This is a genomic window from Streptosporangium sp. G11, assembly GCF_051192615.1.
Taxonomy (GTDB): domain Bacteria; phylum Actinomycetota; class Actinomycetes; order Streptosporangiales; family Streptosporangiaceae; genus Streptosporangium.
The window spans coordinates 1-11,178 of sequence record NZ_JBPJUQ010000143.1; the positions used below are offsets into that span (position 1 = coordinate 1).

Genomic DNA, 11,178 nt, shown 5'->3' on the forward strand with positions numbered 1-11,178 from the left:
TGAACTCCAGCGCTTACTCACCGCCGTCGGAGCCGGACACGCTCTCAACCTCTACGTCCGGATTTAACAAACCACCGTTACTGAGGTTGAACTCGTGGTGTCGTGGATGGTTGTGCCGGTGTAAGGGACAAGCCGGTTCCCGCGAGGCAACCGTCGATGAGGTCGCTGCGGTATTGGATGGTGCGTAGCCCGTGCCGGATGGTGTGGATCAGGTGCTCTGGGCTGGTGAAGGCGATGTTGGCCAGGAATCCGCGCCGTAGCAGTGACCAGATGCCCTCGACCGGATTCAGATCGGGGGCGTAGGCGGGCAGCTGGATGATGGTCAGCCAGTTCTGGGCGGCGGTGAACGCATGCATCCCGGCGGCCAGGTGGGTGTTGAGATTGTCCCAGATGAGCACGATCGGGCCGCCGAGTTGACGGTGTGCGGCGATCAGTAGGTCCCGGTAGTCGCTCCAGGCGAAGGATTTACGCCCGTCGGGGCGGGTGTCCAGGCGGGGCCGGTAGATCAGCCGGGAGCGGTGCCCGGGCTTGTAGCAGGCCAGGGCCGCGATCGAGATCCTGCGCCGGGAGCGGCCTCGCACGGTGATGACCGGGGTCTGGCCACGCGGGCTCCAGGTGCGCATGATGGGCGGCGTCATCGACAGGCCGGTCTCGTCTTCGAAGACGATCCAGGCGCCGAGCGCCGCCGCGTATCTTCCACGCTCGGCCAGGTCTCCTTCACCCAACCGGTCACCGCCGCCGCATCGCGCTCGATCGCACGCCGGGCCGGCACCTGGCAGGAGTAGCCGTTGCGGATCAGCAGTTTGCGCACGCCTTGGAGGGTGTAGGTCAGGTGGAAACGCCGCTCGATCACAAGGGTGACTCGCGACAGGGTCCAGCGCTGATCCGGCCAGCCGTGCGCGGTCGGCCCCTTGGCCAGCTCCTGCTCCAGTGCGGCGAGTTGCCGCTCGCCGAGCCGAGACAAGGAGGCAGGCCCGTGCGAGCGCAACGCCCTGGCCCCGCTGACCTGCCACTGCCTGCGCCATCGCTGAACGGACCGGACAGTGATCCGCAGGTCCCGGGCGATGGCTGTGCTGGATTCATCTTGGGCGAACCTTTCGGCTGCCTGCAGCCGCAGCCTTTCGCGGAACGCTCTTCGCTCGGAGGACAGTCCTCCGCCTTGTGCGTACCTCATGATGCCGGTGTACCCGGAAATCAAGGCATGTCAGAAGCTACGACACTACGAGTTCAAGCTCAGTAGGTGTGGGTATAGCGCAGCCAGCGTCGTTCGGAGACGAAGCCTGGCAACGCCGACATGACCGCCAAGGTCACCCGTTCGGCGTCGCTGAGCGTGGGCGCGATACCCGACTTCGACCGCCACAGGGCCAAGCCTGGTGAGGCCTTCAGTGGTTCATCGGCCTTCACATACGGTGAGGTTGCGAGGGTGTCCAACTTGATCGTCACAAACTGATGGTGGGCGCCCTTGTCTTATCTCCGCACTACGCCATGGACTCATTCATTTAGGGCGTCGTCGCGGCCGTCCAGTGGATACGCTGCCTTCTCGACTCCCGGATCCTCTCGAAAACTGCCAAATACCGTGGTATCCCTGCCATTCCACAGTGGGCCCCTGGTGCTCCGGCGGTCCGTCCGCCACCATTTCGATCTGCTGTTTCGGAGTCCGGAACCAGCCGTACCAGGAGTGTCAAGAAGCCTTGCCTCCGTGGTGCGAATGGCAGAATACCAGTGATTAATGGCACGGAATGATGTAGATGAAAGCCTGAGGGGTGGGCAACAATCGCCCTGTTGCCGAACCTGCGCATCATGCAGCCGAGCTACTGAGGTCCATCTGGATGTCAGCGACCCTCGACTGACCGGCTGGAGTACGTCTATATGCGTAATAGCACCGGCCGTATCGATATCGTGATCTATTCTATCGCGGATTCCACTGCTCACGCGGCGGAGTTGAGTTTCGATCTCTGCGTTGCCGCACCGGAATCCCATTACGAATATCGAGGGCTGGCGGATCGTGCTCGAACAGCCGTTCTCCATGTCCAGAACGAAGAAAGGTCACCGAAATGAAGAAGATCGCCGTTCGTAAGGCTGGTCCGGTCCGTCTAACCAGTGTTGGCACCGTCTGCCTCACCTAATGACCTTCGCCCCTTGGGAGTGGGCTTCGCGGTCCGCGCCCAAGGGGCGACCTCGTGAAAATCGGAAGGGAAGCTGTGGCAACGACAGCGGTCGACCACTGGGATCTGGATCGGGTAGTGCGCCTGCGCCGCCTGGTCTACCTTGCGGAAGGCGACGACGTGACCATCGGTCGCCCGGACATCGACTCCTACGCGGTCTTCCCTGCGGACGGCGCCGAGTTGGTGCGAAAGCTCGCTGATGGCGCTACTCCGCGGCAGGCCGCAGACTGGTACAAGACCACCTACGGTGAGAGCGTCGACATTTCTGATGTGCTGGATGCGTTGGAAGAACTTGAATTCACCGGTGGTCCTGACCAGGAGTCAATGACGGAGCCGGTCCGCTGGCAGCGCCTGGGGCGGGCGCTCTTCTCACCGGTCGCCTGGGTCGGCTACAGCGTGTTGCTTTTCGCCTGGGCCGCCATGATCGTCCAGATGCCGGAGCTGCGGCCCGAGTATCGCCACATGTTCTTCAGCGACTACTACACCGTGGTTGCCCTTGGCCTGTTCTTCGGCCAGATTCCCTTCCTGCTGGTGCACGAGTCGTTCCACGCGCTGGCCGGCCGCCGTCTCGGGATCCGATCCCGGCTGAGAATCAGCCGCCGACTGTACTTTCTAGTGTTCGAAACGACGATGGACGGTCTGGTTGTCGTGGAGCGCCGCAAGCGGTACCTGCCGGTGCTCGCGGGGATGCTCGCGGATGTATTGGCAATGATCGTGCTGACGTTCGCCGCGAGCCTGTTCGAAGCTTCGACTCTTCCCGGCCGGATCTGCCTTGCGCTGGCGTTCACCGCCCTGATGCGGCTCGCTTGGCAGTTCTCCCTCTACTTGCAGACCGATGTGTATTTCCTGTTCAGCACCTTGCTGGGCTGCACGGATCTACATGGCGCTGCCAAAGGTGTGCTGCGTAACAGGTGGAACCGGTTGCTCGGCCGCCAGGATCGACTGATTCCCGAAGAATCCTGGTCACCCGTGGATCGTCGCGTCGCCAGCTGGTACTCCTGGCTTCTCGTCGCTGGCTGCGGCTTCAGCCTGGCTTGGCTGAGCATCACGGTGGCCCCGGCGCTTTATCACATCGTTGTCGGCCTGCAGAGTCGTCTCTCTGGAAGCCAGGGAGCACAGATCGCCGATTCGGTGGTCTTCCTGCTGCTGACCTTCGGACAAATATCTGCCGCCCTCTGGCTGGGACGGCGCAAGAGGAGCGTGTCATGAATCGCTGGATCCATGTCGCCAACCAGCACTGCTGGCTCAGATCTGCGCATCGCGAGGATCGTGCAAAGGCCCTGGCGGGACTCGATGTGCCGCCGATCCTGGCCACCGCCGACGCGCATCGGCGGCTACGCGGCCCGTACACGGCAGCCGGGACGCTGCTGCGCGCGGTGGTGCCGACAGCACTCGAGCACTGGCCGGAACTGGTGGCCCGGCACGATATCGAGATCCTCGCCGCCGCCGGGGAACTGCGGGACTTGGTACCCGCGTCGCGTCAGACGCTGATGTCGGCTGAGCCGTCCGCCACGCGTACCCATTTCTACACCAGAGGGCGCACCCTATGCCTCGCGAACGGTCTGGCTGAGTTCTTCCGCGACCATGCGGTGGCGTTGGGCGGTGGGCCGTACACGCTGGTTGTCGACAACGCGCACGAGGCCGACCCGACCGACCAGGAATTCCTCGCCGTGCTGCTACGCCGCCTGGACCCCGAGGTTCTCACTATGGTAGTCGGCACCACCGTCCAACAAGCGCCGTCGGGACTGTCGACGGCGCTTCGCGATCACACCCGCACGATCGACTCGCTCATCTCGAAGCGCGTCAGTATCGAGCCGCTCGCTTCTGCGTACGTGGACAGCGACGGCACCAGCGACGATCCGGCCGAGCTCAGCGCGTACGAGGCACTGCCCCAGGCCGACAGAGCTTCGCTGCACGATGCCCGAGCCGCCGTCCTGACTGCACGCGACGAGGTTTCCCTCACGCTCGGCGCGATCCCGTACCACCGTGAACATGGCAGCGACCCGGCAGGAGCGGGCGTCGCCGCTCTGCGTGCCATGGCCGGCCATTGCGCCAGTCACGGCTTCTACGATGCCGCGCTGGACGCGGTCGTGCGGGCGAGAGCGATCGCCGCAGCCGACGAGGCCGACGAGTTCATCGCCAAAAGCAGCACGGCGCTCATCATGCTCGGCCGCCTCGCCGAGGCCGAACCGCTCTTGGCCGAACTCCGCAATACGGCGGCACCGCTGGCAAGGATCAACGCCGCGTACGTCACTGCCACGATCTACACCAAGCACCGGCCCGCGCCGCTACGCGATCACGAACGAGCCCGTGCGGTACTGGTCCAGGCGATGTGCGACGCCAGCCGGCTGCTGGAGGGTGAGGAACGGGAATTCGCCCAGGTGAACGGGCGCATTGGTCTGGCTCTTGCTGAGTTCAATCTCGGCAATCCCTCCGAAGCGCTGCGACTTTTGAAAAAGACCTTAGCTGTCCTTGACCGCTGCTTCGGTCCCGACGAGCACACGGTCTATCGCGTGCTGACGCGAAAGTACGTGGCTACCATGCACGCGGCACTCGGCGAGGTCGACAAGGCGATCGCTGGGTACACCGACACCATCGCCCTGGACCCCAACGACTCCACCACCTATTTCGAGCTGGCCGCTCTGCTACGCCGCGCCGACCGTCCCGGCGACGCCGTGCGGAGCTACGACGAGGCGATCCGATTGTCCCCGCCGTACCCCGAGGTGTACTACAACCGTGCCGACACTCGGCTGGAGCTCGGAGACGTCGACGGGGCGCTGGCCGACTTCGGATACGTCCTCGAACTGGATCCCGCTCATGTGGACACTCACCTGAACATGGCCACGCTGTACTGCGAACTCGGCGACCTCACCCGTGCGTCGCAGCACATTGACACGGGCCTGGCGCTGGCTGCCGACGACTCCCGGTTGCTGTGTTTGAAGGGCAGGCTGCTCGCCGAGGACAGCGACGCGGCGGGCGCGCGCGCCGCGCTGACCGCGGCGGTCGAGGCCGACCCCGGTTGCGCCGAAGCGTGGGCGATGCGGGGCGCGCTGGCCTATGAGGCGGGCAATCTACTCTCCGCGCTGGATGACCTGGGACAAGCCCTGGAACTCGGCGACGACCCCGCGATCCGGTTCAACCGGGCGGTCGCCCTCCGGGAGGCCGGACGGCACGCTGAAGCGATCGAGGATTACGACCGAGTCCTGGCCGCCACGCCCGACCCGGATGCCTGGTACGGGCGAGGCCTGTGTCATCTTCACTTCGGCGATTCGGACTTGGCTCGACGGGATTTCCTGGCCTGTCTCGACAGTTCGCCCGACCACATCGAACAGGTAAGTGATGTCATGCCGGAGCTCGTCATCCCGGCTTGACCAACTCAGAGCCAGCAAGAACATGCAGTTGAACATCTACGCCCCGCACGGCGACCACGAGGACCCGAGCAGCGACTACAACGGCCGCGTCGTCTGCCGATGAACGCCCAGGTGGAGGTCTGACGCCCCCCGTCCCGACCTGAGCCCCCAGTAGCCCGCGTGACCTTCAGTAGCCGGCCCGCAGCTCAGGAAATGACCAAATCACTGGGGCGGTGCGATCCGTCAGTGCCGCTGGGCGAGTGACAACTAAAGAGACTCTCGAATTCAACAAGCTAAGAAAGATAAATCAGCAATGGCAATTGCATGCGAATTTTGTGAAGAGTTTAACAAGCCTGGCTCCTGGCGAACGATGAAACGGGCACGCGACTATGTCCTCACACCCGGCCTCGGGTCCTTTGTGGTCGGGTATGCCTTGCTGATTCCGCTGACGCACGTCACGTCCATGGCGAGCCTAGGAAGAGAAAAACTCAGTGAAATGGCGGGAGAAATTGAAGAAATTCGATCACTCATCAGCACACAAACAGGGAGTGCTGTACTGATCGCCGAGCACGGCTCTGGCGCATGCGAAGTGGGGGCGAGCTGTGTAGATCACGCCCACATTCACTTCCTTCCAACTCCAGATGCTAATGAAGCTATGCATCGGTTCCTAGCGGTCGACGGCAAAGCTACTAAATTAGCGCAATTCTACGATCTCGCCAGCACGGACATGGAAAGCTATGTATATCTTTCAACGACCTCGGACACACATCTAATATGGCCCTCGGACCGATTCGCCAGGCAATTCGTTCGCCGAGTGGTAGCAACGCAACACCAACTTGGGGCTGTATACGACTGGCGTGAGTTCCCATTCACGGAAAATATGCGCGCCACCCACAAGCAATTATTGAACAAAATGTCATCTGCTGGATAATTCGCACTTCTTCGACGATGCCAGAAAAGAGGGCGAACTCAATGTTGAGTGACGTTGAAATCGAACAGTATATAGCGAGAAGTGAGCTTTCGTGGACCGGCAGGACTCGAGGTGACTCTTTGCTGGTCACCTTGGGCCCAGATCTCCAGGAACTTAAGAGCGCAGCGCATCCCATAGATCCTTATCAAGCAACTCAAATCCAATCGCTCTACCATCCTGTCCAAACCGACTGGGACAGGCATATTCTGGAGCCGGGAAAACTCGTCCTATGCAGCACAGCAGAAGAGATCTCGCTTCCGCCTCATCTCTCAGGAATTCTAGGTGCCTTGTCACATGTCGCCCGGATCGGCTTGATGACACATCTCGACAGCCCCTTTATCGATTCTGGAACATTCGGTCGCCTGACACTTGAACTCTATAATTGCGGCCCAAGTCCCATAATCATCAAAGAGCATATGCCGGTCGCAAAGATGCTCATTACCCAGGTCGGCGTGCCTGGTGAACGCAAAATTCAAAGGCATCGTCTCTACGAAAGGCAGGAGACACTCGGAAGCCGTTTTCCCGACGAATTTGGTAACGCGAGAGCGACATGATGCGCGATATGAAAACAAGGGATACATCACCACACACTCAGCATCTCGGACAGGCTCCAATGTATTTTGACTACGCGGCCTCCACACCAGTCGACGGACGCGTCTTGCAAGCTATGCTGCCATATTTTACGCAAGAATTCGGCAATGCATCGAATGTACTTCATAATTATGGAAAGAACGCCCGTCGTGCCGTCATTCGTAGTCTCGAACTCATTGCATCGTCTATCGGCGCGACAGCTCCTGACCAGATTATTGTCACCCCATCAGCCACATCCGCTAACTGGCTCGCGATGGTGAGCGCCGGCACAGCTGGCAGTAAACCAGGGCACATCATCACCTCCCCAGTTGAGCACTCATCTGTGATCGCCGCTGCACGCCATCTCGAAAAGATAGGGGGTGCAGTGACATGGCTAGAGGTAAATTCGAACGGTCTGGTGAATACTGACCAGCTCAAGAAGGAAATTCGCCAGGACACCGCACTTGTCTCCATCGGTCACGTTAACAACGAAACTGGTGTATGCCAGGACATCGAAAGCATCTCCCACCTCTGCATGGACAGAGGCGTAACACTTCATACGGATGCTACACAAAGCTTCGGAAAGACCGGCTTCCGTGTGGACAACGCACTAGTGAGCATGGCTACCTTTTCAGCACACAAGATATATGGACCGATAGGAATCGGGTGCTTGTACGTGCGCAACAACACAGCGACAAAGATTTCTGTACCGGGAGACTACTCAGCCACAGCGAATGTGCCTTCTCTTGTCGGGTTCGCCACCGCAGCAGAACTCACCGCCAGTATGAGCACGTCGGAGATATCGCGAATCAAATATATCTCCATGGAGTTTCTTCGTGATCTTCATAGCCGGGTAGACGTCCAGCTCAATGGGTCGTCCACGAATCGCACGTGGGATATCCTTAACCTAAGTATACGCAACATCGACGGGGCGGATCTTGCTCGCGCTGCGAAGATTGCCATATCTACAGGTTCTGCATGCCGGACAGGTTCCAGAGAACCATCGCCTACGCTTCACGCAATGGGCCTAGATATCGATCGCTGCCGGTCGGCGGTACGAGTAAGTTTCGGCCGCTTTACCACAGCTACAGATGCCGGCGCAGCAGTTGACGAAATCCAGAAGGTTGTTAGCTTGCTTCGAGACTAATCCAATATGAAGCAAGGACTGGCAGTACGTAGAGACAATCCGAGCGGACTGGAAGTGTTCGCCGCGCACTGTCCGACGCAGAGAGTCAAGTAGCATCCCCGATGATTACACGACCTGCAAGATATGAGATGGCGCCGCGCAGTCTTCCTCATCGCTTGGAGCATCCGACCGCGAATTATAGACTGCTTTGTCCACAGTCAATAACTCTACAGTTCTGAAAGGAAGGTTCACAAATGAGCATCGTGAGTCCGCACGGGAGGATTGGTACGACCGCGCAAACGACAAATCTACCGTCGCTTCTTGAGGCAGCGCAGCTCTTCCATGAACTTAGTTCTTTCTCCCCCGATACTCTGAACGAGATCTGTGAGCGTAGTTATATTCACACCAACGGATTCGTTAAGATCGTTTTACGCAATTATCTTGACGGAAGTGCGCTCCGTCTCCATGTTTGGACGGAGCGTGGAGCGGGGACTGAAAGCGACATTCACACTCATTGGTGGTCGTTCCGATCGGTCGTGCTCTGTGGCGAACTGGAACATAGAATCTATTCCATAGATGAGGAAGGGCCTCTCCATCGATACAAGTACGCGAGTGCCAACGGAGGAAGAGACTTCTCACTCGAGCGGATCGGATCAGTTACAGCAAACCTCCAAGCACATTTCACTATGCCAAAGGGATTTACATATCTTCTGCACCCTTCTGCCTATCACACGATAAGCGCCAAGGTGCCCATGACGGCCTCGCTCATTCTAACCGGCCCGCCCGAAGCTGAGGAGAACTATGTTCTCTCGGAGACTAAGCCAGAATTGGCCATATCGAGCCCCAAGCTATCAGTCGATAGTCTTTCAGAAATAATCCATGATCTCACCCGGCGGGTTGCCCTTTAGGAGCTCATCCAGCTGAAGGCTTAGAATCAGCGGGTGCAACATTGATGGCTCTTTGCAGTCCGCCGGATTTGGTGATTGACCGGCTGCCATCTGCGACTACTCCGTCGCAACGTTACGTACCGGTGGTCTATTGGATCAAGCTGCGTGCCGGGTATCACCTAATTAATGCCCGTTCGAGGGTTTCGGGGCTGAGTGATGACCGCTCGCCTGCCGTGCCCGGTGGTGCCTGGCCCGATGGAAGATTACGCGGCGCGTTTCGATGATCTGTTCTCCGCACTCGAGTAGCGGCGCGGGTTTCGCGCGTATCTGGCCGGAACCGAACCGATGGTGGAAATCAACGATCCGGCGGTGCAGCGCCTGCAGTACTTCCTGTCGGAATCGGTGTGAGACTCCGAGACGGTCAACGCCCGGCGGGTGGCGTTGCTGCGGGCCGATCCGGCGGTTGTGCCGCACCGGGGTGGGGTGTTGGTGATCGACGACAGCGAGGACCGAAAAGACGGGCACGCCACCGCTTATGTGTCCCGTCAGTGGCTAGGCCGACTGGGTAAGATCGACAACGGCATCGTCACCGTGACCACGCCGTGTACGGCTGTATGTCCCGCTGCACGCCCAGCCGTACATGGCGGCCTGCCGCCTGCCGCGCGGCACGGCAGATCCCAATTTCGCCACCAAACCACATTGGTGTCGCGCCCAGGGGCCAGCCATACGTCAACTGTGGGCATCCACATGAGGCGCGTCGGTTCCACAGCGCCGGGTAATTGTTGCACTCCACCGCCACGGCGACCGAGGGGGTGGACACTCCCTCGGACGCGCGGGCGGTGGGCTGGCCACCGACGGGGGCCTGGTCGCTGAACGGTGGCCGTATGTCTTGGCCATCGCGATCAGCGAACCGCTGTCGCCTTTCAGTGCGTCGCGGACCGCCCCAGGCAGCCGCCCCCATGGGCAGCCGGTCTCCGCCCAGGCCGTACCCGGGCAGGCCGTAGACGAGGGCGGCCAGCGCGGTGTCGTCCAGCACCCGCCTGGCACCGTCGATCTCATAGGGGACCGGATGCTTGCGCAGCCGGGACGCCAGCGTGCCGAGGCGGCCTGTCGTTAAGGAGCCTCCCTCCGAAGAAGTGATTTCCCCAGTGGAGTAAGCGTTGATAGCGCCGAAGCAACTGGTCCGGACAGTCTTGCTGTTGCCTTGTCCGCCGTGAGTTCAGCCAGATTGAAGGACTTTCATCGAGAACAGCCGCCAGTTCGGTCGGTGAGGTCTGAAAACGCGGAGAGTTCGACCAGACCCCCAGGTGTCACAGGCCAAGGAAAGATTACTACTGAGGCACGTGGTCGAGTTCGTCGGCGAGTAGGGGCTCGGCGACGTCGGCGACGGCGGAGTATCTGGCGGCGGTACTGTGGGAGATCCCGAAGACCAGCGACAGATGGAGCGGGTCCGCCCCTCCAGCGAGAGCCTCGTGGAGGATGCGGTCCTTGCGTATCCGGTCGACGCTGCATCCGGTGCGGTTCATCCTCAGCGTCACGAATTGCTGGCTGATCGGGCTTGTGCCGTGGGCGGTCTTGTTGCTGATGAGGACGTGTGGGTTGCTGGTGTGCGGCCAGGTGGTGCGGCGGTGACGGAGCCAGCGGCGGAGTGCTCGATGGCTGAGGTCGCCCAGTCGCTGGCGGCGGCCGGCGAGGGTGATTTGCCGGTTGGCCAGGTCGAGGTCGTCGAGCGTCAGGCCTCGGATGGCTCCGGTGCGAGCGGCGTTCTCGGCGGCCAGGGCGATGATGACTCGTCCGGCGAGGTCGTCGGCCTGTTGCTCATGGCCCGAATCTCCTCATCAGCCATTGGGAGTAGGGCGAAGTCCGCTGGACGGCCCTTCAGCCCGGTCGTCGGGTTGGAGAAGATCAGGCCGCGCTTCTTGGCGAATCCGAACAGTGACCTCAGGGCGCTGGTCGTGGTGGCGCGTCGTGAGCCGCTGAGCGGTCCAAGTGCTGCGCTGATGTCGGAGCGGGTGACCTCCCGCAGGTGGTCGGGTCGCGTCCTCGGAGCGGTGTAAAAGGCTCGACGAGGTAGGTGCCGTGGGTTGATCTTAGGCGGCCTCGGTCGTGG

At 60.8% G+C, this 11,178-nt stretch carries 9 protein-coding genes and 2 pseudogenes; 7 read left to right on the forward strand and 4 right to left on the reverse strand.

The window, feature by feature from the left end; all coding sequences use genetic code 11:
- Positions 1-77: 77 nt before the first annotated feature.
- The 3 genes and pseudogenes from ACSDR0_RS47290 to ACSDR0_RS47300 form a co-directional block, all read right to left on the reverse strand.
- Complete coding sequence (locus tag ACSDR0_RS47290; protein WP_435295545.1) at positions 78-725, reverse strand: transposase; 648 nt, start codon at positions 723-725, stop codon at positions 78-80.
- Positions 635-1,174, reverse strand: coding sequence for a winged helix-turn-helix domain-containing protein (locus ACSDR0_RS47295; protein ID WP_435295546.1), 540 nt, complete (start codon positions 1,172-1,174; stop codon positions 635-637). Before ACSDR0_RS47295 ends, ACSDR0_RS47290 begins: the two co-directional genes overlap by 91 nt.
- A 68-nt stretch (positions 1,175-1,242) precedes the next feature.
- A pseudogene (locus ACSDR0_RS47300) lies at positions 1,243-1,443 on the reverse strand (IS982 family transposase); the annotation flags it as partial.
- 737 nt (positions 1,444-2,180) lie between these two features.
- Here ACSDR0_RS47300 and ACSDR0_RS47305 point away from each other — a divergent pair.
- From ACSDR0_RS47305 to ACSDR0_RS47330, 6 genes and pseudogenes are all read left to right on the forward strand, one after another.
- A complete protein-coding gene (locus ACSDR0_RS47305; protein WP_435295547.1) occupies positions 2,181-3,374 on the forward strand; it encodes a hypothetical protein in 1,194 nt (397 codons plus the stop codon).
- Entirely contained in the window at positions 3,371-5,536 is a 2,166-nt protein-coding gene (locus ACSDR0_RS47310; RefSeq protein ID WP_435295548.1) for a tetratricopeptide repeat protein, read from the forward strand. Before ACSDR0_RS47305 ends, ACSDR0_RS47310 begins: the two co-directional genes overlap by 4 nt.
- 292 nt (positions 5,537-5,828) lie before the next feature.
- Positions 5,829-6,446 carry a hypothetical protein gene (locus ACSDR0_RS47315; protein ID WP_435295549.1) on the forward strand — a complete coding sequence of 206 codons (618 nt, stop codon included), beginning with the start codon at positions 5,829-5,831 and terminating at the stop codon, positions 6,444-6,446.
- 41 nt (positions 6,447-6,487) lie between these two features.
- A complete protein-coding gene (locus tag ACSDR0_RS47320) occupies positions 6,488-7,039 on the forward strand; it encodes a dCTP deaminase (protein ID WP_435295550.1) in 552 nt (183 codons plus the stop codon).
- 8 nt (positions 7,040-7,047) lie between these two features.
- A complete protein-coding gene (locus ACSDR0_RS47325) occupies positions 7,048-8,202 on the forward strand; it encodes a cysteine desulfurase family protein (RefSeq protein ID WP_435295551.1) in 1,155 nt (384 codons plus the stop codon).
- Positions 8,203-9,284: 1,082 nt separating this feature from the next.
- A pseudogene (locus ACSDR0_RS47330) lies at positions 9,285-9,665 on the forward strand (transposase); the annotation flags it as partial.
- Positions 9,666-10,399: 734 nt separating this feature from the next.
- Here the strand turns inward: ACSDR0_RS47330 and ACSDR0_RS47335 are convergent.
- Positions 10,400-10,606, reverse strand: a complete 207-nt coding sequence (locus tag ACSDR0_RS47335; protein WP_435295552.1) for a hypothetical protein — start codon at positions 10,604-10,606, stop codon at positions 10,400-10,402.
- Between the two features lie 117 nt (positions 10,607-10,723).
- On the opposite strand from ACSDR0_RS47335, the gene ACSDR0_RS47340 reads away from it, so the two are divergent.
- Positions 10,724-11,125, forward strand: coding sequence for a hypothetical protein (locus ACSDR0_RS47340; RefSeq protein ID WP_435295553.1), 402 nt, complete (start codon positions 10,724-10,726; stop codon positions 11,123-11,125).
- Positions 11,126-11,178: the final 53 nt, after the last annotated feature.

What these genes read in the sequence shown, in the direction of transcription:
- ACSDR0_RS47320 (WP_435295550.1), top strand. Translation starts at nt 6,488, where the DNA reads ATGTTGAGTGACGTTGAAATCGAACAGTATATAGCGAGAAGTGAGCTT.
- ACSDR0_RS47315 (WP_435295549.1), top strand. Translation starts at nt 5,829, where the DNA reads ATGGCAATTGCATGCGAATTTTGTGAAGAGTTTAACAAGCCTGGCTCC.
- ACSDR0_RS47295 (WP_435295546.1), bottom strand. Translation starts at nt 1,174, where the DNA reads ATGAGGTACGCACAAGGCGGAGGACTGTCCTCCGAGCGAAGAGCGTTC.
- ACSDR0_RS47325 (WP_435295551.1), top strand. Translation starts at nt 7,048, where the DNA reads ATGAAAACAAGGGATACATCACCACACACTCAGCATCTCGGACAGGCT.
- ACSDR0_RS47340 (WP_435295553.1), top strand. Translation starts at nt 10,724, where the DNA reads ATGGCTGAGGTCGCCCAGTCGCTGGCGGCGGCCGGCGAGGGTGATTTG.
- ACSDR0_RS47310 (WP_435295548.1), top strand. Translation starts at nt 3,371, where the DNA reads ATGAATCGCTGGATCCATGTCGCCAACCAGCACTGCTGGCTCAGATCT.